Raw genomic sequence first — 19,547 nt, forward strand, 5'->3', positions numbered from 1 at the left:
GGTTCTTACCTAGTAGAGCATCCAGACCAGCCACAACGTAATGGGCGGGAAAGCTACCAGGATTGCGGTGCGGACCATGTCGCTGGCCACAAAGGGCAACACGCCGCGATAGGTATCGGACAGGCGCGTTTCGGGCGCCATGGAATTGATGATGAACAAGTTCATGCCCACCGGCGGGGTAATCAGGCCGACTTCCACCACGATCAGCACGATGATGCCGAACCAGATGCCGAACTCATCGGGCGTCAGGCCGAAATCGAGCACGGACATCATCGGGAAGATGATCGGCACGGTCAGCAGGATCATGGAGAGTGAGTCCATCACGCACCCCATGACCAGGTAAAAGATCAGCACCAGGATCATCACGATCCAGGGATTGAAGCCCTGCTCACCCACCCAGGCTGCCAGGACCTGGGGCACCTGGGACAGCGCCAGGAAACTGTTGAGGGCAGCAGCACCGAGCACGATGAGAAAAATCATGGCGGTGGCGCTGGCCGTTGCCAGGCACGCCTGCATGATCGATTTGCGATCCAGGCTGCGGGCCGCCAGGGCGATCAGGAAGGTGCCGGCCGCGCCAACGGCAGCGGCCTCGGTCGGTGTGAATATGCCGGCATAGATACCACCGATCACCAGCAGGAACACCACCAGCACTGGCCAGGTCTTGGCCAGTTCGCGAAACCGTTGGCTATAGGGCATGCGCTCGCGCACACCGCCGGATCCGGGCACCATGCGGACATAGAGCATGATGACGATGATGTAGCCGATCGCCGCCAGGATGCCGGGCACGAAGGCGCCCATGAACAGCTTGGCGATGTTCTGTTCGGTCAGGACCGCAAACAGCACCAGGATGATTGAGGGCGGGATGAGAATGCCCAGCGTGCCGCCTGCAGCGACCGTGCCGGTCGAAAGTGCGCCCGAATAGCCGTATTTCTTGAGTTCGGGGAGGGCCACCTGGCCCATGGTCGCAGCCGTTGCCAGGGAGGAACCACAAATGGCGCCAAATCCGGCGCTGGCCCCAATGGCCGCCATGGCCACGCCGCCCTTCTTGTGGCCAAGCCAGGCCGCAGCCGCATTGAACAGGCCGGAGGACAGGCCACCCAGCGTCGCGAACTGCCCCATGAGCAGGAAGAGCGGCACGACGGAGAGCGAATAGGAGGCGTAGGTGGAATAGGTCAGGTTCTTGAACTGGGCCGAGACAGGGTTGAAGCTGCCGGTGATCAACCAGCTTCCGAAAACTCCAACGCCGAGCATGGCCAGGCCAATGGGCACGCGCAGAAAGATCAGGACCAGAACGAGCGGCAGGCCGAGAAAGCCGAGCATCAAGGGGGTCATAGTTCGGCTCCCACCTGCTTGGGCTCGGCTTCACCCTTAATGGCATAGCTGAGCGAGCGGCCCAGCACATAGACAGCCACCACCGCCATGACCACGGCGCCGACAAAGGCCAGCGCATAGGCCCAGCTCAGCGGGAAACGCAGCAATAGCGTGGTCTCGCGATAGGCGAACTTGTCCATCATGCCATAGTAGAGGCGCCAGGCAATAAACCAGGATGCGACCAGCATCATGATGTCGGTGATCACCAGGATCCAGCTATTGACGCGCAGGCCGAAACTGTCGGTGACCAGGGCGACCAATGCGTGGCTGCGCGTGAGATGGGCCCAGGGCATAAATGCAAAGATGGCAAAACCCATCCCGATGGAGACCAGCTCATAGTCGCCGGTGATTGGCTTGAGACCGACAAACAGAAGGGCGCGGCCGATGATACTGACGACAATCATGCCGACCATGGCCAGCAAGACCAGGCCGCCGGCGATCGCCATCAACCTTGCCATTCCCACAATGGTTCGTCCCAACAGGGACTCGTCTCTAAACACGCAGGTTTCCCCCCTTGCATCATACTGGTTTTAGGGTGTCGGGCGCGGTCAAGTAAAATGACAAATGCCCGCCATCTCATAACATCCAGATTATACATTTTTGCGATTATAGCGATCAAACACCGAAACAATCCGTGTGTTCGATAACCGAATGGCATGGAACTGACCGCGCGACCCGTTTCGTGCAGCGGAGTTTTCCCATGCATTCACGCGCTATGCTCGCATGTCTGCTTGCCTTCCTGATCCGCCTCGCTACGGTCGCACAACCATGCGTCGAAACAAGACCAATCCACCTGCGCCCACCGAGGGCGACACCGCGTTGCGAACGGATGCGACAACCTCAATTGTCGGTTACCGGCTGCGCCGTGCCCAGCTCAGTGTGTTCCAGAAATTTCTTGCCGTCTTCGAGGAACTGAAATTGCGGCCAGCGGAATATTCGGTGCTGGTGCTGATCGATGATAATCCGGGCCGCAAGCAAACGGAAATCGCCGAGGTTCTGGGCATCAAGCGCGCCAATTTCGTTACGCTTGTGCATGGGCTTGAAGAGCGCGGCCTGGTCGAGCGCATTCCATCGCTGGAGGACAAGCGCGCCAATGCGCTGCATCTGACAGCAGAAGGAAAGGCTTTCCTGACCCAGGCGCAGGCCCGGCACGCCCAGCTCGAAGAGGAGACCGTGGCCCAGCTCGGCGGGCAGGCGGCGCGGGCGCAATTGCTGGCGCTGCTGGATCGGCTGATCTGACACCTTCCCGGCTCCTGTTGCACACGAAGGCGCCCATCGCGCTCAGCCGAAATTGGGTGGACGTTTTTCCAGAAACGCCTTCAGACCTTCCTCGGCATCCGGTCCGGTCTGGCTGAGGGCCGCAGTCAGGCTTTCGGCATATAGACCCGCTTCGGGCGGCATCGAGCCGATCTGGGCGATGGCCTGGATGATGAAACCATTGATGGTCGGGGAATTCCTGGCAATCCGCCCGGCCAGTTCAAAGGCTTTTTCCAGCGCCTGGCCTTCGGGCACCAGATGATGAGCCAGGCCCAGCCGCTCGCCGTCGACACCGGAATAGTTGCGGCCGGTGAGCATCATTTCGGTCAGGCGATCGGGTCCGATCAGCCGGGAGATGCGCACCGAACCGCCACCGCCCACGAAGATGCCGCGCAGGCCTTCGGGCATCTGGAACCGCACGGTCTCCTCGGCCACACGCACATGGCAGGCGGCCGCAAATTCGAGACCGCCCCCCATGACAGCGCCACTCATGGCCGCAACGACCGGCACCTGAGAATGGGCGATGCGGGCCATGACGCGATGCCAGTTGCGCGAATGGGCCATGACATCGAGCGGCTGTCTGGCGACATGCTGGGAAAGGTCGAGCCCGGACGAGAAATGTCCGCCGGTGCCGGAAATGACGATGGCCCGGGTCTGTTCGGGCACATTGGCAAAGAAGGCATCAAGCGCAGCGACGAGATCGTCGTTGAGCGCGTTTCGCTTCTCGGGCCGGTTAAGCATGAGGTGGCTGATATTGCCCCGCTGCTCTTGGATCAGCACCTGGTCCTTGGTCATCGACATGTCCTTCACGGTACTCGTTTGGTCTGGCCCAGCAGATTGCGCACCTCATCGGGCAGCGGCGCGGAACGGATGGCACCATGCTCGCCGCGCACCACCCAGACGCGCTTTTCATGGGCTTCGATGGCCAATTCGCCATCCTTGAACAGGCTGTGCTTCACCCCAAAGCTGGATCGGCCCACATCGGTGATTTCGCTTCTGATTTCCACCACATCGCCAAAACTCGAAGGGCGGATGAAGCGCGCGCCGGTATCGACCATGGGGATGCCGGCAATGCCAAAATGATCGAGCCAGTTGCGCTTGTGCATGGCAAAGGCCGCCGAGAGCATGGCCGCGGTGGCATTGTCAAAAAAGCGGAAGTAATTGGGGTAATAGACAATGCCGGCCGGATCACAATCGCCGAACTGGATTTCGACCCTGGTGGTGTTGGAAAACATGGCGGCTCCTATTTGGCCTGCATGCGCAGGGCGCCGTCGAGCCGCACCACTTCGCCATTGAGATATTCATTGCCCACCATGGCCATCACCAGATCGGCAAACTCGCCGGGTTTGCCCAGGCGCGGAGGATTGGGGATGGCGGCGGCCAGCCCGTCCTGCGTTTCTTGCGGCAGGCCTTCGAGCAGCGGCGTCAGGAACAGGCCCGGCGCGATGGCCAGCACGCGAATGCCGAAGCGGGCAAACTCGCGCGCCGCCGGCAGGGTGAGCGAGACAATGCCGCCCTTGGAGGCGGCATAGGCGGCCTGGCCGATCTGCCCCTCATAGGCGGCGACCGAGGCGGTGGAGATGACCACGCCGCGCTGACCATTCTCGTCCGGCTCGGCCAGCGACATGGCATGGGCGCAAAGCCGCATCATGTTGAAGCTGCCGACCAGATTGACATTGATGACGCGGGAGAAGGCATCCAGCGGCATGGGCCCGTCGCGCCCGACAATGCGTGCTGCGGTGCCGATACCGGCGCAATTCACCAGAACAGAGGGCGTACCGAGCGCGGCGATCGCAGCCGCCACAGCGGTCTCGGCGCTGGCAGCCTCCGATACGTCCACCGCAAAGAACTGCCCGCCCAATTCATCAGCAATGGCCTGACCCTTGTCCGCATCACGATCGAAAATGCCAACGGTGGCGCCAGCCGCAGCCAGCGCCCTTGCGGTGGCGGCACCGAGTCCCGATGCGCCGCCGGTGACGAAGGCGACCTTGCCCGCAATATCCATCACACGGCCTCCGGGTTTTCGATGAGGAGGGCAATGCCCTGCCCACCGCCGATACAGGCCGAAGCGATGCCATAGCGGGTGCCGGAGCGCTTGAGCTCCAGCGCCAGGGTCAGGCCGAGGCGGATGCCGGTGACGCCAAGCGGATGGCCGATGGCAATGGCGCCGCCATTGACGTTGAGCTTGTCCTCATCAAGCCCGAGTTCATCGACACAGGCCAGGATCTGGGCGCCGAAGGCTTCGTTGATTTCTATGCGGCCGATCTGGTCGAGCGTCATGCCGGCAACTTCGAGCACGGCGCGAATGGCCGGGGCCGGGCCGATGCCCATGATCTGCGGCGGCACGCCGACAGCGGCGCTGGCAAGGATGCGGGCCAGCGGCTTGTGCCCACTGGCCTTGGCATAGGCGCCCGAGGCGACCAGCACGGCCCCTGCCCCATCGACAATGGCGGAGGAATTGCCGCCGGTCTGCACGCCGCCAAAGGCGGGCCGCAGCTTGGCCAGCACCTCATAGGGCGAGGGACGGATGTGGCTATCGGTATCGACACTTTCGACCCCCCGCGGCAGCTTGATGCCGCGCGTGTCGAGTGTCTCGATCTCGAAAGCCTCGCTCACCACCGGCACGATTTCCTCGGCCAGAATGCCGCCGTCGCGGGCAGCGATGGCGCGGTTGAAGCTACGCTCGGCGAAGCGGTCGACCCGCTCGCGCGGGATATTGTATTGTTTGGCCAGGTTCTCGGCGGTGTCGCCCATATTGACGCAACCGGCCGGGTCGTAGAGCGCTTCCCAGAGGAAGTCCTTGAACTCCACCTTGCCCATGGTGAACCCATTGCGATGGGTATAGGCGGCGATGGGATTGCGGCTCATGGATTCACAACCCGCCGCCAGCGCCAGGTCGACGCGCCCCAGCGAGACCGAATCCGCCGCCTGGGCAATCACCTCGATACCGGTGCCGCAGATGCGCTGCACGAGATGGGCTGGGGCTTCGATGGGCGCGCCGGCATAAAGCCCGATATGACGCGGGGTGACATAGGCATCGAACGAGGCCTGGGCCATAGAGCCGGCAATGGTGTGGCCGATATCGGCCGGTTTGACGCCGGTCTTCTCGATGGCAGCGCGCGCCGCCTTGATGCCGAGATCAATGGGCGACACGTCGCTCAGCGCGCCGCGATAATCGACAAAGGGGGTGCGGGCGCCACCGAGCAGGTAGGCGTCGTCGAAGGTGAGGCGAAGGCCTTTGCTCATATCTCAGGCGCCTTTCCGGGCAAGAACGAAGATGTCGGGGCCGGGTGTATCGGCATAAAGGCTCTCGACCAGCGCGGCACGATGGGTGCGCACGGCGCGCTGATTGATCGAGCCCTTGTCGGTCACCTCGCCTTTGTCGATGTCGGGGGCGTTGGCTATCAGCAGGGCCCGCGCGACATGGTTGGAGCTGCCGGTGGATTGCTGCGCCAGGATGGCCAGGCTTTCGGCGAATTTCTCCCGCACCGCAGGATGGGCAAGAATGGCCCGCGCTTCGGTTTCGGCGGGCAGGCCGGCATGGCGCGCGCAGGCGGCCAGATCGGGGAAGATCATGGCGCCGATGAAATTGCGGTCGAGCCCGGTGACCACCACATCGCGGATCAGCGGCGCACAGGCGGCAATGACCGCACCGCGCACGGCCGCGAAATTGACCCAGGTGCCGGTCGAAAGCTTGAAATCCTCGGTGACCCGACCGTCGAACACAAAGCCCTTGGCGAGGTCTTCGGCATCGGCGAAACGCACGGCGTCGCCGATCTTGTAGAAACCCTCTTCGTCAAAGGCTTCCTGGGTCTTTTCATCGTCCCGCCAATAGCCGGGCGTAACATTGGGGCCCTTCAAACGCAGTTCGGTCTTGTCGCCATTGGGCACCAGCTTGATGGTCATGCCGGCGGCAGGCAGGCCGATATGCCCGGCCTCTTCCACTGCCCAGGTGGTGGTGAAGGCAAAGGGCGCCGTTTCGGTCGAGCCATAGCCGGTGATGATCATCACCCGCTCGCCGGTTTCAGCGCGGGCGGCGCGATCCAGCCCGTCAAAGACATGCTGGCTGAGGCCGGCGCCGGCATATTGCAAGAGTTTCAAGCGGGCAAAGAGATTGCGTCGCGCTTCGGGATGCTCGTCAAAGGCCGCGACCAGGAACTCGTAGGCCTTGGGCACATTGGTGAAGAATGTTGGCTGGACCGTCTTGAGGTTTTCCAGCGTGCGACCGAAGCGAGCCGGGGTGGGCTGACCATCATCGATATAGAAGGTGCCGCCATTATAGATGGCGATGCCAGTATTGTGGCTGCCGCCGGCGACGTGGTTCCAGGGCATCCAGTCAAGCAGCACCGGCGGCTCGTCCTGGACGAAAGCCAACGCCTGCCGGATCATCTGCTGGTTGCAGGCCATCATGCGATTGGTGGTGATGACGCCCTTGGGCAGGCCGGTAGAGCCGGAGGTGAACAGCACCTTGGCCACCGTATCGGGCGTGATGGCGGCATGCGCCGCCGCGACGGCCGGTGTCACCGGCGTTGCCAGCAGGTCATCGAAGACGCTGACGGCACGCCCGTCGATCGGGTTGGCGCGCACGATGAGTGGCACATCGGCGCCAAAGACCGCCTCAATGGCAGGCGCAAATTTTGCGCCGTCGCTGGCGTAGATCATGCCGGGGGTGAGGAGCCCGGCGATGTGACGCAGCTTGCCGAAATCGGTTGAGATCAGGGAATAGGCCGGCGAGATGGGCGCGTAAGGAATACCCACCCAGATGGCCGCCATGCCGAGCAGGAAATGCTCTATTTCATTGCCCGAGAGGATCATCAATGGACGTTGGGGCGACAGACCCGCATCGAGCAGCGCCTGGGCCAGTGGTGGAATGCGCTCCAGCACCTGGGCAAAGCTCAGCTTGCGCCAACCCTCACCCTCCCGATCAGCAATCAGAATGGCGTCTGGCGTGCGGGCGCCCCAGTCTTCGAGCGCATCCACAATAGCGCGCGGATAGGGGCCCAGCTCTTCGACCGAGCCGATAATGCTTGTGCCATCGGCGCGACGCTCGGCCCGCGCAGCCATATTGCCCAGCCGCACGGGGCGGATCGGGGTTGTCCTAAGGTCCATGAGTATCCTCCTCACGGATATTGTTATGACACATAACTAATATTGTCGCAAGGGGTAGCAAGCCGCCTTCACCCCACTGCCCGGCCATGCAATAGCAGCGCCGCCGCGTCGGCGGCCCTGCGCAGGCGATCGAGCCCCTGGTCAAGTTCAGCGCGATCGATACGGGAGGTCGGCCCGAACATGGAGAGGCCGGCGACCATCCTGCCGCCGCGGGTCCGGACCGGCACGGCCAGGGCGGTGATTCCGTCCTCGCGTTCTCCCAGATTATAGGCATATCCGCGCTGGCGGACGACATCGAGTTCAGATTCGAGATCGCGGCGGCGGGTGATGGTGTGGTCTGTCAGGGCGTCAAGCCGGACCGTTTCCAAATAGCGGGCCCGCTCGCGTGGACCAAGATGGGCCAGCCAGAGCTTGCCATGGGCGGTGCAATAGGCCTCAAGCCGGTCCCCGACACGGATATCGACCGAGAGGGAGCGGGGCGGCGTGGCACGAGCGATGCACACGACCATGCCCGCCTGATAGATGGTGGCCATGCTCGCCTCGCGCATCTCTGCGGTGACGGTGTCGAGCGCGGGCTGCAGCAACTGGCCCAGCCGGTTTTCGTCATGGGCCCGGTCGCCCAGGTCAACCAGCGCGTAGCCCAGCCGGTAGCTGCCCTTGGACACCTGCACCAGCGCCCCTTCTGCCTCCAGCGTCTTGAGGAAGCGATGGGCGGTGATGGCATTGATCTCCAGTTCTGCCGACACCTCGGCCACAGTGATGCGCGGCCGCCCACGTCCAAGAAGGCGCAGAATGGCAAAGGCCCTGGCCACCGAATTATTGAGCTGCTGCGCCATGCCACCACATTTCTCAAAAATAGATAAGACCGCGCGGTCCTGAATCACGCGACTGGCCCAGTCAGTTGATCGATACCGACCGAACCGGCGCCGCCATCGGCCATTTTGCCCCGGATTCGCGGTCGTTTTTTGCCCCGACGGCATCCTGCTTGACAGGCAAGACCATAGTTCGCACGCTTTTATCAAAACAACGAGAACTATAATAGATAAATGAAACGAGACGTTCCATCCCTGACGGCGGGCGGCGCGTTGCTGGCGCGGCTCAGGGCCATCGGTGTCGACTATATCTTCGCCAATTCCGGCACTGATTTCCCGCCCATCATCGAGGGGCTGGCGGAGGCTGCCGCCAAGAGCGTGCCGCTGCCACAGGCTCTGGTCATGCCACATGAGGGCGCCGCCATGGGCATGGCGCATGGCTACTACCTGGCCACCGGCAGGTCGCAGGTGGTGATGGCGCACACCAATGTGGGGCTGGCCAATTGCGCCATCGGGGCCATCAACGCGGCCGTCGAGAATATCCCTGTGCTGCTGTTCTCCGGCCGCACACCGACCACCGAGCAGGGCCGCTTCGGTGCGCGCACCGTGCCCATTGGCTGGGGCCAGGAAATGCGCGACCAGACCGCCTTGGTGCGTGAGGCCAGCAAATGGGATTATGAGCTGCGCTTTCCCGAGCAGGTCGGGGAGCTGGCCGACCGCGCTTATGCGATAGCCAATTCGACGCCGAAGGGGCCGGTCTATGTGGCCCTTCCCCGCGAAGTGCTGTGCGAAGGCTATGCGGGCCCGGATGTAGCCAGGCCGCTGAGCATGCAACCGGCGCACATCGCGGCCGACCAGCGCCTAATCACCGATCTCGCCGCGCGCATCGCCAAGGCGAAGTTTCCAGTGGTCTTCGCTCAGCATGGCGCGGGCAATGCCGAGGCTTTTGCTGCGCTCTCGGCACTGGTGAACCGCTGGGCGATCCCGGTGTGCCAGTATTGGGCCGTACAACTGGCGCTGCCGACCGACCATGACATGCATGCCGGCTGCGACCCTGCACCGCTTCTGGAACAGGCCGATCTCGTCATCGTTCTCGACAGTCTCGCGCCCTGGTCGCAGCAGGTGCATATGGTCCGGGACGACGCCATGGTGGTGCATATCGGGCCTGATCCGCTGAAAGCCCGGACGCCGATCCGCAATTTCCGGTCGGATATTTCCATTGCCAGCGAATTGCCCGATGCCATTCTAGCGCTGGCGGCCGCGCTGGATGGCCACACTCCTGGTGATGTCGTGGCGGCGCGGCGCAGCGAGATCGTGGCACGCAATGCCGCGACACGGCAGGCGGCCCTCGCCAGGGCTGAGGCGGGCCGCGACGGCGTCATGAGCGCCAACTACGTCGCCCGGGTCGTGTCGGACACCATTGCCGGGCGCAATGCGATCCTGCTTTCCGAGCGTGGCTGCCCGATGGAAACGATGACCCTTTCCCACCACCAGGCCTGGTATCAGGAGCCGCATGCCGGTGGGCTTGGCTGGTCCTTTCCGGCAGCGCTGGGCATGCAACTGGCCGACCGGGAGCGCCTCGTCGTCGCGACGATGGGCGACGGGTCCTACATGTTCGCCAATCCGGTGGCCTGCCACCAGATTGCCGAAGCGCTGGAGCTGCCGCTGCTGGTCATCATCATGAACAATGCCGAATGGGCCGCCGTGCGCCATTCGGTGACCGATATCTATCCCGATGGTTATGCCGCCAAGGCCAACCAGATGCCGCTGACCGCGCTCAATCCCAGCCCGGATTTCGTGCAGATCGCCAGAGCCAGCCGTGCCTTTGCGGCCAGAGTCAGCAATGCGAACGAACTCGACGAGGCTCTACAACAGGCGCTCGCCCACATCGCCGACAAGCGCGGTCTCGCGCTGCTCGACGTCACCATGCGCAACTGAAGCGCAGCAAAGAAGAGGAGGCCCCCAATGCCCGAAAAAGCCGATAATGAATTCTGGAAGGATCTAAAACCCATCACCAAGGTGTTCCAGCCCGATGCGCTGCCCGAGGTGTATCTGGCCAATGCGCCCACCGAGGACGAGCGATATTACGTGCCCTTTACCGAGACCGTCTCGTCGCGGCCCCTGTGGATTTCACCCACACAGAACAAGTGGTGCGACATCCTGATGGCCAAGACGGCCGGGCTGGTAAACCGGCACTATCACCCCCATGAGGTGTTTGCGCTGACCCTGTCGGGCAAGTGGGGGTATCTGGAACATGACTGGACCGCCACCAAGGGCGATTTCGTTTATGAGACCCCCGGCGAGGGCCATACGCTGGTCGCGTATGAGCACGAAGAGCCGATGCGCGTGTTCTTCACTGTCACCGGCCCGTTGATCTGGCTGGACGAGGATGGCGAACCCAACGGCTTTTTCGACGTCCACAACTACATCGCCATGTGCCGCGAGCATTACGACAAAGTCGGGATAGGGGCAGACTATGTGAACTCGCTGTTCCGGTAGGAGTGGCCCCTTCCTACCCTCCCCCCCCTGAGGGGAGGGTAGTGGAGCTTGGGCGCCCTCTCGATCAGATCGGATAATGGATCGGCCCGTCCTGCACGGTGATCCAGCGCAGTTCGGTGAACTCGGCAATGCCCCAATTGCCGCCGAAGCGGCCATAACCGGAGGCCTTGACGCCGCCAAACGGCATTTGCGCCTCGTCGTGCACGGTCGGACCGTTGACGTGGCAGATGCCGCTTTCGATGCGACGGGCCACGGCCAGCGCCCGATTGACGTCCTTGCCGAAGACGGCGGAGGAGAGGCCATATTCGGTGTCATTGGCCACCCGCACGGCCTCGTCGATGGAGCTGACCCGCACCACGGTCACCACCGGCCCGAAGGATTCCTCGGCATAGATGCGCATGGAGGGCGTGACCTTGTCGAGCAGGGTTGCATCGATCAATGTGCCCTCGATCCTGCCACCGGCGGCGAGCACTGCGCCTTTTGCTGTCGCGTCCTTGACCAGTTGTTCGAGCCGCGTTGCGGCGGTGGCATCGACCACCGAACCGAGCGGGGTCTGGCCCGTGGTCGGGTCGCCGGCGACCAGGGTCCTGGCCTTTTCCGCGAGCTTTTCGACAAAGGCGTCAGCCACGCTGTCCATGACAACAATGCGCTCGGTCGACATGCAGATCTGGCCCTGGTTCATATAGGCGCCGAAAGCCGCTGCGGCGACAGCCTCGTCGAGGTCCGCATCATCGAGCACGACGAAAGGCGCCTTGCCGCCCAGTTCGAGCAAAGCGGGCTTCAAATACCGCCCGGCCTTTTCGCCAATGATGCGGCCCACACGCGTTGAGCCGGTGAAATTGACACGGCGGATTGCCGGGTGCGCGATCAGCGTCTCGACGATCTCGCTGGCATCCTGGGGCGCATTGGACACGGCGTTCAGGGCGCCCTTGGGGAGCCCGGCTTCGAGCAGGCTTTCGACGATCAGGCGATGTGTGCGCGGGCACAGCTCGGATGTCTTCATCACCACGGTATTGCCGCAGGCCAGAGGTGTTGCCAGGGAGCGAACGCCGAGAATGACCGGGGCATTCCAGGGCGCCATGGCCAGCACCACGCCGGCAGGCTGGCGCACTGCCATGGCGGTCGAGCCGGGGCGGTTGGAGGGCACGATCTCGCCCTTGATCTGGGTCACCAGGCTCGCAGCCTCGCGCAGCATGTCCGCGGCCAGCATGACATTGAACATGGCCCAGCCGGCGGTTGCGCCGATTTCAGCCCCCATTGCCTCGACAAAGAGCGGGCCCTTTTCTTCGAGAATTTCTGCGGCCTTGAGCAGGATCTTGCGGCGCTCCCTGGGGACGCTGCGCGACCACTCGGGAAAGGCCGCGGCGGCAGCATCCGCAGCGCGTTGCGCGTCATCCACGCTTGCCGCAGCGGCGCGGGTCGCCACCGCGCCGGTGATCGGGTTCTTGCGTTCGAAAACGCGGCCTCCCGAAGCCTGTTGATCTTCATTGCCAATGAGCAAGCCCAGCTGGTCCATTGCCCTTCTCCTTCTGTAATCGTGTCAGGCGGCCGCGCCGCCAAGGAATGCCTGTTGCACTGCCGGGTCGGTCTTGAGCGCCTCGGCAGAATTTTCACCGGTGATGCGGCCCGCCTCCATGAGGTAGCCGCGATCGGAAATCGACAGCGAGATCGAGACATTCTGCTCGACCAAGAGGAGCCCGACACCGGTCTCCTTGACCCGTTTCAGCGCCCCGAAGAGTTCGGTGACGACGATGGGCGCGAGCCCCAGGCTCGGTTCGTCGAGCATCAGGAACCGCGGATGGCTCATCAGCGCGCGGCCGATGGCCACCATCTGCTGTTCGCCGCCCGACATGGTGCGCACCAGCTGCCCCTTGCGTTCGGCAAGGCGCGGGAACAGGTCAAAGATCAGCGCATGGCGTTCGGTCTCGCTGGCCCGCGCCCGTTTGGGATTGGCTCCCAGGAGCAGGTTTTCCTCGACCGTCAGGTCGCCGAAGACGCCCCTTCCCTCCGGCACCAGAGCGATGCCGGCCTCGGGAATGAGATGGGGTTTCGTTCCCAGGATCGATTTGCCGTCGAGCGTCACGCCCGACCCTGCCTCGGCTTTGGCCAGGCCAGCAATGGCCTTGAGCAGCGAGGACTTGCCGGCGCCATTGGCGCCCAGGATGACCACGGTTTCGCCTTCGGCAATGCGCAGGGAGACCTGGTTGAGCGCCAGGTGCCGGCCATAGCGCAGCGAGAGATTGGTGACTTCAAGCATGACCGTCTCCGAGATAAGCGGCGATCACGGCCGGGTCGGCAAGCACATCGGCGGTCGGCCCGTCGGCGATCTTGGTGCCCACATTCATCACCACGGCGCGGCTGCAGAGCGCCCGAACCGCTTCCATGATGTGTTCGACCAGCAGCACAGTCATGCCGCGTTGGCCAAGCGAGGTGATGAGGTCGATGCCGGTCCGCAATTCGGTCGGGTTGAGGCCGGACAGCCATTCATCGAGCAGCAGCAGGCGCGGCTCGGCGGCCAGCGCCCGGGCCAGCTCCATGCGCTTCTGGTCGATATAGGTGAGGTCATTGGCGTGCTCGTCGCCACGTCCGCCCAGCCCCACTTCGGCCAGCAATTGCTCGGCCCGGTCGCGTGCCGCCTGTCCCCAGAGATGGTTGGGGCGGAAGGCCAAAGCCGCGATGACATTTTCGGCCACGGTCAGCGAAGGCAGGATACGCACCAGCTGGAACGTGCGCGCCACGCCCTTGTGGGCGATGCGGTTGGGCGCGAGGCCGGCAATGTCTTCGCCCGCCAGCGCAATGGCACCCGAAGTGGGGGCGAATGCGCCCGAGATCATGTTGAGCACGGTGGTCTTGCCCGAGCCATTGGGCCCGAGCAGGGCGACCGTCTCGCCTTCGGCCACGGTGAAGCTCACATCGTTGACGGCGGTCAAACCACCGAACTGCTTCCTGAGGTTCGTGATGTCGAGAAGCGTCGTCATCATGCAGCCTCCCCATTGCTACGCAGGCGCTTCCAGAAATCCTCGGCTCCCGCCAGGACGCCGCGCGGCACGACGAAGACGATGGCAATGAACAAGAGCCCCAGGATGATCGAATAGTGGTTGGGGAAATTGGCGCTGAGCCATTCGAACAGCAGGAATAGGGGGATCGCCCCCAGCGCCGGACCCCAGAGCCGGTTGGCCCCACCGAGCAAGGCCATGATGAGGGTGAGGAAGGAAATGGTCGGATTAAAGACGATGGAAGGTTCGACATAGGTCCAGCGTGGCGCCTGGATGGCCCCGACCAGGGTGATGATGGTGGCACTGACCGCGAACAGGGCAAGCTTGACCCCGGCTATGTTGATGCCGGTATGGGCCGCCACGGTTTCATCGTCACCGATGACCTTGAGCGCCAGGCCCAGCCGGGAGCGCGAGATGAACCAACCGATGGCAATGGTGATGGCGGCCAGCCCGAGCAATTGCCAGTAGATCTGCTCGGCCGTGATGGGCAGGAAGATGTAGCGTCCCAACGTGCCGGTGACATTGACCTCATACCAGGTGACGAGCTGGCGGATCAGTTCGGCCAGGCCAAAGGTGAAGATGACGAAATAGACGCCGGCCAGGCGCAGGGTTGCAAGCCCGACCACCAACGCCACGCAGAGCCCAATGCCGGCGGCAACCAGCAGCACCGCCCAATAGGGCAGCGCTTCGCTCAGTACCGCGACGGTATAGGCACCGATGCCGAAAAAAGCGACCGTGGCGAGCGATACATAGCGGGTGGGGCCGGAAAACAGTGCCCAGGCACTGGCCAGAACCACATAGCCGGTCATGCCCAGCAAAAGACCCACGCCATAGGCGCCAAGCTGGGTCGGCAGGAAGGCCAGCGCGGCCAGGCCGAGGGCAACAAGAATGAAACCAAGAATGGTGCGGGTCATCGTCCGGCAGCCTTTCCGAACAGGCCCGAGGGTTTCCACAAGAGGACCCCGAGGAAGAGGAGATAGGTAGCCGCCAGGGTGAGGCCCGGATCGACATGGGTGGCCACCAGCGTCTCGACGATGCCGAGCAGAAGCCCGGCGACCAGCGCACCCATGAGATTGCCCAGCCCCCCCATGATGACAATGACCAGGGCCTTCATGGTGAAGACCACGCCCATGGAGGCGTTGAAGGTCTGGTACATGGAGATCATCACCCCGCCGGAGGCGGCGAGCATGGTCCCGAGCGCAAAGGCGAAGCGTGCCGTGCGGTTGACGTCGATACCGACCAAGGGTGCTGCATCGGGATTGACGGCGATGGCGCGAATGGTGGTGCCCCAGCGGGTGCGGGTCAGCACATAGAACAAGGTCGCGCCGATGATGACAGCCAGCGCAAAGGCCAACAGGCGATTGGCGGCAATATTGGTGCCCAGCACATTGATGCCGGTGTTGAGAAAATTATAGCTCGTATAGTTCGAGCCAAAGACCACCAGCATGACGCCCTGGATCACGAACAGCAGGCCGAAGGTGGCCAGGATGGAATCCACTTCCAGCGTGCCGCTCTTTTTCGAGCGCGCCACCAGTGGCTGCATCATCACGCCATAGATGAGGTAACCGAAGGCGAAGGCCAGGGGCAGCACGATGGCGAGGCCAAGGATCGGATTGATCCCGAGAGTGGAGAACAGCAGGAAGGCCGCAAAGGCGGCAAAGATCAGGATCTCGCCATAGGCAAGGTTCATGATGCGCGAGATGCCATATTGCAGCGTCAGCCCCATGGCGACCAGCGCATAGGTGCCGCCCAGCACCAGCCCGGTAATAAGTGTCGTGATCATCTAATGTTTCACCTGTCCCAGCGCGGAGCGCGAGGTGGGCAGCCGCACGAGGCTATCGCACGGCCGCCGAAATTTGGTTGGTCCTATTGCGCCGGCCATGGGGCCTTGGGCAGCCTGGGTGCAACCGCGCCCTCCCGATCAGACGGCGCGACGGCGACGAAATTGCCGTCCTGCCACTGCCCGCCGAACCAGAGCGTGCGGAGCTGATTATCCTCAAGCTTGACCTCGCCCAGCACGGTCTCGAAGGTGCCGTTCGAAAGCTCCTCGGCAACCGCTTCGCGATCGAGGCCGCGGCGCTTGATCGCCTCTTCAAGCATTTGCAGGCTGTTGTAGGTGATGACCGAACCCCACCAATCGGGCGCCTGACCGATGAATTCGGTATGGCGGGCGCGGTATTCCATGACCGCTTCATTGGTGATGTCGATGCCACCAAGGCTCATGATACCCTCGATCTTGTCGCCATTATTGGCAGCATAGACCGGGAAGCCGACGCCCACGCCCATATAGAGAACCTTGGGATTATAGGCCGCGACCTGTGCCTGCTGGGTCAGCGCGAAGGTGTCGGGCGGATAAGAAAAGGCTACGAAGGTATCGGCGCCGGAAGCGGCGGCCTCGTTGAGCATCGGCGTGAAGTCGGTGGTGCCCACGGGATAGGTCACGTCATAGACGAGATTGATGCCGGCATCGGCAAAAGACTGGCGTGCGGCGGTGATCAGATCGATGCCGAAGCCATCGGCAACCGAGATGACCGCGACATCATTGTTGATGGTACCGGCTTCGTGCTGGTCGGTCAGGATGTCGGCCAGGGCCTCGGTATAGTCATGGCCGCCACCGAGCATCCAGAAGCTCTTGCTCCAGCGCGCGGCAAATTCGGGGGCCTTGTCGGTCACAGCCGACACCGCAAGCTGGGGATAGCCGAAGCGGTCGAACAGCGGCGCTGCGGCAAGATTAAAGCCGGTGCCCCAGGGTGGCAGGATGAAATCGACATTGTCCTGGGTCGCCAGACGCTCAATGGCACGCACGACTTCCTCGGATGCCGAACGGTCATCATATTCGATCACTTCGATGGGCAGGCGGCTGCCATCGGGCATCTCGAGACCGCCGGCCCCGTTCACTTCATGCACCCAGAGCTGGTAATTGGGCAGCGTGGTGATACCGGCGCCGCCGGCATTGGCGCCGGTCTTGGAAATGGCATAGCCGATCTTGACCGAAGTGCGATCACCGGTGTCCTGGGCGATGACGGCCATGGAGCCAGCGCCGGCGAGCAAGGCCGCGGCAAGACCGATGGCGCGCAGGGTTGTTCTGCGTGAATACAGAGTCATGGGTTCCTCCTGTGGGCCCGTTTGCCGGGCCGGTCGAGCCGGGATGTTTTGTACTTTTCTCCGGCTACTGGTCGAACGCTACACGGGAAGCCGCACCAACAAGAATAGACTTTTTTCGGAGAAACTTGTACTTTTGCCGGGAAATCGAGGGGAAATGCACCAGATCGAAACACCGCTGAAGCTTCGTACTCCTGTCGACCTGGCCCGCGAACTGGACGGCCAGGTGATCGAGACGACGCTGGATACGGCCAGGTGGACCTTGCCGGGCGGGCAGAATTGCGTGTTTGTCCTTTCGGCGGGCGCGGGTACCGTCGCAACCCAGGGCGAGACGGCGCCGCTGCAGGCTCCAAACCTCATCTGGATCCCGGCCAGTCAACGCGCCGAGTTGATGTTGCAGGCCGGAGCGCGCGGGGCCTGGCTGTCGATTTCCGACATCGCGCTGGGCCAGATTGCCCTGCCCGGCAATATTGCCGAGGACCTGCGGCGCTTCGCGGCCCGGCCGCAATTGGGCACACGGATCGAGCGCAATGTGGCGGCGCGACTGGCAACACTGTTCGCGCTGATGAGCGAGGAATTGCGGTTCAATGCCTCGGGGTCGCAGGACATGGTAAGGCATCAGCTTGCGATTGTGGCGATCCTGCTCTGGCGCACCTCGGATCTGGCGCCATCGACGGCCCGGCCGGCGCCGCGCACCATTGTGAGCAATTTCCTCACCATGGTGGACCAGCAGATGCGCTCGCATTGGACGGTGGCCCATTATGCCCGCTATCTCGGGGTCAGCGTCGACCGGCTGACCAGCGCCGTGCAGCGGGCAACCGGACAGACGCCGCTGGCCCTGATCCATGCGCGCCTGTATGCCGAGGCGCGGCAGATGATCGAGAATTCGGGGCTGCAGATCGCGGAAATCTCTGCCCATCTCGGCTTTGACGATCCCGCCTATTTCTCACGCTTCTTCAAGCGGCTGGGTGGCAAGTCCCCACGCCAGTTCCGGCAGGAGGCAGCCCTGGGCCAAGTACGCGACGGTGGCTCCTACGCGGCCTGGCCATAGGCTTGCCGCGTCCGGCTACTGCTCGTGGAAGGCACGCGCCATGGAGTCGGTGACCGGCTTGATCAGATAATCCAGGAAAGTCCGCTCCCGGGTCCGCACCAGCACCTCCGCTGGCATGCCCGGAGTGGGCGAGAAGCCGGGAATGCGCCCGATCTGATCCGGTGCAATGGTAATGCGTGCCAGATAGACATCTCGCTGGGTACCTTGAGCGCCGGCAATCGTGTCCGCGGAAATATATTCCACCTCGCCTTCGAGCACCGGCGTCGTGCGCTGATTGAGCGCTGTGAGGCGGATATTGGCCGCCTGCCCCTCCTTGACCTCGTCAATCTGCATGCGCGGGATCTGGACCTCGACAATCAGCGGTACGTCGGCGGGCAGGATTTCGAAAATCGGCAGGCCGCTTTCCACTACGCCCCCAGTGGTGTGATAGTACATGCGCACAATGGTGCCCGCGACCGGAGACGAGATTGTGGTGCGGTTGAGGATGTTCTGGGCCTGCAGGGTTTGTTCGCGCAGTGCCTCGAGTTCGGCCTCCACCGTCTGCATCTCGTCAAGTGCGGCCTGACGGACTGCGTCGCGCGCCTGGATCATTTCACCAGTGTATTTCTCGATCTGGGTATAGGTCTCCTGCACCTCGGATTCGAGACGGGAAATATCCCCCTCGGCATCGAATACCGCCCGTTCGACGGACCGCACGGAGGACTGTGCCACCACGCCCTTCTCGAACAGCTCGAGCATCGCCAGATGGTCCTCGCGCAGAAGCGCGAGCTGGCTCTGCATGGACGCGATCTGGGCCTGTCGACCACTGATGCGGAAGCGCAGGGCCGACAAGTTCTGTTCGATCAGTTGCAGTTCGTTGTTGAGCTTTTCACGCCCCGCCTTGAAATTGGTGCGCTGGCCTTCGACCACCGCGGCAATATCGGGATTGCCCATATGGTCCTGCACTGATTCTGGGGGCACATATTCATCCAGTTCGAGGGCCTCGGCATTGAGCCGGGCGCGTATGGCCTCAAGCCGGATGACGCGTAGCTGCAATTGCTTGGTTGTCGCATTGGCCGACGTCTCATCGAGCAACAGCAGGCTTTGCCCGGCGATCACCTTGTCGCCTTCGCGCACTAGCAGGTCCTTGATGATGCCCCCTTCAAGGTGCTGGACGATCTTGTTTTCGCCGGTCGCCACAAAGCTGCCCTGGGCAATGACGGCGGCCGAAAGCGGCGCGGTCGCCGACCAGGTCCCGAAGCCGCCAAAAGCCAGCGCCACCAGCACGGCACCGATCCAGACCGGTGCCCGGATGGAGCGCGGCACACCACTATACCATTCCAGGTTCTGAAGTTCACCAACGGCAGACAT

The 19,547-nt window shown here is 63.0% G+C and carries 19 protein-coding genes; 4 read left to right on the plus strand and 15 right to left on the minus strand.

The window, feature by feature from the left end; genetic code table 11:
- Positions 1–9: 9 nt before the first annotated feature.
- Both DDE76_RS00320 and DDE76_RS00325 read right to left on the minus strand, forming a co-directional pair.
- Positions 10–1,332, minus strand: coding sequence for a TRAP transporter large permease (locus tag DDE76_RS00320; RefSeq protein ID WP_104892264.1), 1,323 nt, complete (start codon positions 1,330–1,332; stop codon positions 10–12).
- Positions 1,329–1,817, minus strand: coding sequence for a TRAP transporter small permease (locus tag DDE76_RS00325; RefSeq protein ID WP_245891744.1), 489 nt, complete (start codon positions 1,815–1,817; stop codon positions 1,329–1,331). The genes DDE76_RS00320 and DDE76_RS00325 overlap by 4 nt, the downstream gene beginning before the upstream one ends.
- 322 nt (positions 1,818–2,139) lie before the next feature.
- Between DDE76_RS00325 and DDE76_RS00330 the strand changes: the two genes are divergently transcribed.
- Positions 2,140–2,610: a MarR family winged helix-turn-helix transcriptional regulator gene (locus DDE76_RS00330; RefSeq protein ID WP_104892266.1), complete on the plus strand. Its 471-nt coding sequence runs from the start codon at positions 2,140–2,142 to the stop codon at positions 2,608–2,610.
- 42 nt (positions 2,611–2,652) lie between these two features.
- Here DDE76_RS00330 and DDE76_RS00335 read toward each other — a convergent pair whose 3' ends face one another.
- The 6 genes from DDE76_RS00335 to DDE76_RS00360 all read right to left on the minus strand — a co-directional run bounded on the left by DDE76_RS00335 (position 2,653) and on the right by DDE76_RS00360 (position 8,573).
- Complete coding sequence (locus DDE76_RS00335) at positions 2,653–3,423, minus strand: crotonase/enoyl-CoA hydratase family protein (protein WP_104894778.1); 771 nt, start codon at positions 3,421–3,423, stop codon at positions 2,653–2,655.
- A gap of 11 nt (positions 3,424–3,434) precedes the next feature.
- Positions 3,435–3,863 carry an acyl-CoA thioesterase gene (locus DDE76_RS00340; protein WP_104892267.1) on the minus strand — a complete coding sequence of 143 codons (429 nt, stop codon included), beginning with the start codon at positions 3,861–3,863 and terminating at the stop codon, positions 3,435–3,437.
- Positions 3,864–3,871: 8 nt separating this feature from the next.
- Positions 3,872–4,633: an SDR family NAD(P)-dependent oxidoreductase gene (locus DDE76_RS00345; RefSeq protein ID WP_104892268.1), complete on the minus strand. Its 762-nt coding sequence runs from the start codon at positions 4,631–4,633 to the stop codon at positions 3,872–3,874.
- Positions 4,633–5,874: a thiolase family protein gene (locus DDE76_RS00350; protein WP_104892269.1), complete on the minus strand. Its 1,242-nt coding sequence runs from the start codon at positions 5,872–5,874 to the stop codon at positions 4,633–4,635. Before DDE76_RS00350 ends, DDE76_RS00345 begins: the two co-directional genes overlap by 1 nt.
- Positions 5,875–5,877: 3 nt before the next feature.
- Positions 5,878–7,737, minus strand: coding sequence for a feruloyl-CoA synthase (locus tag DDE76_RS00355; protein WP_104892270.1), 1,860 nt, complete (start codon positions 7,735–7,737; stop codon positions 5,878–5,880).
- A 68-nt stretch (positions 7,738–7,805) separates the two neighbouring features.
- Entirely contained in the window at positions 7,806–8,573 is a 768-nt protein-coding gene (locus tag DDE76_RS00360; protein ID WP_104892271.1) for an IclR family transcriptional regulator, read from the minus strand.
- A 210-nt stretch (positions 8,574–8,783) separates the two neighbouring features.
- On the opposite strand from DDE76_RS00360, the gene DDE76_RS00365 reads away from it, so the two are divergent.
- Entirely contained in the window at positions 8,784–10,487 is a 1,704-nt protein-coding gene (locus DDE76_RS00365) for a thiamine pyrophosphate-requiring protein (RefSeq protein WP_104892272.1), read from the plus strand.
- A gap of 27 nt (positions 10,488–10,514) precedes the next feature.
- Positions 10,515–11,048, plus strand: coding sequence for a 2,4'-dihydroxyacetophenone dioxygenase family protein (locus DDE76_RS00370; RefSeq protein WP_104892273.1), 534 nt, complete (start codon positions 10,515–10,517; stop codon positions 11,046–11,048).
- 64 nt (positions 11,049–11,112) lie between these two features.
- Here the strand turns inward: DDE76_RS00370 and DDE76_RS00375 are convergent, their stop codons facing one another.
- From DDE76_RS00375 to DDE76_RS00400, 6 genes are all read right to left on the minus strand, one after another.
- Complete coding sequence (locus DDE76_RS00375; protein WP_104892274.1) at positions 11,113–12,564, minus strand: aldehyde dehydrogenase; 1,452 nt, start codon at positions 12,562–12,564, stop codon at positions 11,113–11,115.
- A gap of 24 nt (positions 12,565–12,588) precedes the next feature.
- Positions 12,589–13,305: an ABC transporter ATP-binding protein gene (locus DDE76_RS00380; protein ID WP_104892275.1), complete on the minus strand. Its 717-nt coding sequence runs from the start codon at positions 13,303–13,305 to the stop codon at positions 12,589–12,591.
- Positions 13,298–14,026, minus strand: a complete 729-nt coding sequence (locus tag DDE76_RS00385) for an ABC transporter ATP-binding protein (protein WP_104894779.1) — start codon at positions 14,024–14,026, stop codon at positions 13,298–13,300. Before DDE76_RS00385 ends, DDE76_RS00380 begins: the two co-directional genes overlap by 8 nt.
- Positions 14,026–14,958 carry a branched-chain amino acid ABC transporter permease gene (locus tag DDE76_RS00390; RefSeq protein ID WP_104892276.1) on the minus strand — a complete coding sequence of 311 codons (933 nt, stop codon included), beginning with the start codon at positions 14,956–14,958 and terminating at the stop codon, positions 14,026–14,028. The genes DDE76_RS00385 and DDE76_RS00390 overlap by 1 nt, the downstream gene beginning before the upstream one ends.
- Entirely contained in the window at positions 14,955–15,827 is an 873-nt protein-coding gene (locus DDE76_RS00395; protein ID WP_104892277.1) for a branched-chain amino acid ABC transporter permease, read from the minus strand. The genes DDE76_RS00390 and DDE76_RS00395 overlap by 4 nt, the downstream gene beginning before the upstream one ends.
- A gap of 83 nt (positions 15,828–15,910) precedes the next feature.
- Entirely contained in the window at positions 15,911–17,149 is a 1,239-nt protein-coding gene (locus tag DDE76_RS00400; RefSeq protein WP_104892278.1) for an amino acid ABC transporter substrate-binding protein, read from the minus strand.
- 154 nt (positions 17,150–17,303) lie between these two features.
- Here DDE76_RS00400 and DDE76_RS00405 point away from each other — a divergent pair, with 154 nt between their 5' ends.
- Entirely contained in the window at positions 17,304–18,197 is an 894-nt protein-coding gene (locus DDE76_RS00405; RefSeq protein ID WP_104892279.1) for a helix-turn-helix domain-containing protein, read from the plus strand.
- Between the two features lie 15 nt (positions 18,198–18,212).
- Here DDE76_RS00405 and DDE76_RS00410 read toward each other — a convergent pair whose 3' ends face one another.
- Entirely contained in the window at positions 18,213–19,547 is a 1,335-nt protein-coding gene (locus tag DDE76_RS00410; RefSeq protein ID WP_104892280.1) for an HlyD family type I secretion periplasmic adaptor subunit, read from the minus strand.

Source organism: Devosia indica (genome assembly GCF_003056405.1).
Lineage (GTDB): Bacteria > Pseudomonadota > Alphaproteobacteria > Rhizobiales > Devosiaceae > Devosia > Devosia indica.

What these genes read in the sequence shown, in the direction of transcription:
- DDE76_RS00390 (WP_104892276.1), bottom strand. Translation starts at nt 14,958, where the DNA reads ATGACCCGCACCATTCTTGGTTTCATTCTTGTTGCCCTCGGCCTGGCC.
- DDE76_RS00340 (WP_104892267.1), bottom strand. Translation starts at nt 3,863, where the DNA reads ATGTTTTCCAACACCACCAGGGTCGAAATCCAGTTCGGCGATTGTGAT.
- DDE76_RS00405 (WP_104892279.1), top strand. Translation starts at nt 17,304, where the DNA reads ATGCACCAGATCGAAACACCGCTGAAGCTTCGTACTCCTGTCGACCTG.
- DDE76_RS00355 (WP_104892270.1), bottom strand. Translation starts at nt 7,737, where the DNA reads ATGGACCTTAGGACAACCCCGATCCGCCCCGTGCGGCTGGGCAATATG.
- DDE76_RS00345 (WP_104892268.1), bottom strand. Translation starts at nt 4,633, where the DNA reads ATGGATATTGCGGGCAAGGTCGCCTTCGTCACCGGCGGCGCATCGGGA.
- DDE76_RS00360 (WP_104892271.1), bottom strand. Translation starts at nt 8,573, where the DNA reads ATGGCGCAGCAGCTCAATAATTCGGTGGCCAGGGCCTTTGCCATTCTG.
- DDE76_RS00365 (WP_104892272.1), top strand. Translation starts at nt 8,784, where the DNA reads ATGAAACGAGACGTTCCATCCCTGACGGCGGGCGGCGCGTTGCTGGCG.
- DDE76_RS00375 (WP_104892274.1), bottom strand. Translation starts at nt 12,564, where the DNA reads ATGGACCAGCTGGGCTTGCTCATTGGCAATGAAGATCAACAGGCTTCG.
- DDE76_RS00395 (WP_104892277.1), bottom strand. Translation starts at nt 15,827, where the DNA reads ATGATCACGACACTTATTACCGGGCTGGTGCTGGGCGGCACCTATGCG.
- DDE76_RS00385 (WP_104894779.1), bottom strand. Translation starts at nt 14,026, where the DNA reads ATGACGACGCTTCTCGACATCACGAACCTCAGGAAGCAGTTCGGTGGT.
- DDE76_RS00350 (WP_104892269.1), bottom strand. Translation starts at nt 5,874, where the DNA reads ATGAGCAAAGGCCTTCGCCTCACCTTCGACGACGCCTACCTGCTCGGT.
- DDE76_RS00335 (WP_104894778.1), bottom strand. Translation starts at nt 3,423, where the DNA reads ATGACCAAGGACCAGGTGCTGATCCAAGAGCAGCGGGGCAATATCAGC.
- DDE76_RS00400 (WP_104892278.1), bottom strand. Translation starts at nt 17,149, where the DNA reads ATGACTCTGTATTCACGCAGAACAACCCTGCGCGCCATCGGTCTTGCC.
- DDE76_RS00320 (WP_104892264.1), bottom strand. Translation starts at nt 1,332, where the DNA reads ATGACCCCCTTGATGCTCGGCTTTCTCGGCCTGCCGCTCGTTCTGGTC.
- DDE76_RS00325 (WP_245891744.1), bottom strand. Translation starts at nt 1,817, where the DNA reads ATGGCGATCGCCGGCGGCCTGGTCTTGCTGGCCATGGTCGGCATGATT.
- DDE76_RS00410 (WP_104892280.1), bottom strand. Translation starts at nt 19,547, where the DNA reads ATGTCTGCCGTTGGTGAACTTCAGAACCTGGAATGGTATAGTGGTGTG.
- DDE76_RS00380 (WP_104892275.1), bottom strand. Translation starts at nt 13,305, where the DNA reads ATGCTTGAAGTCACCAATCTCTCGCTGCGCTATGGCCGGCACCTGGCG.
- DDE76_RS00330 (WP_104892266.1), top strand. Translation starts at nt 2,140, where the DNA reads ATGCGTCGAAACAAGACCAATCCACCTGCGCCCACCGAGGGCGACACC.
- DDE76_RS00370 (WP_104892273.1), top strand. Translation starts at nt 10,515, where the DNA reads ATGCCCGAAAAAGCCGATAATGAATTCTGGAAGGATCTAAAACCCATC.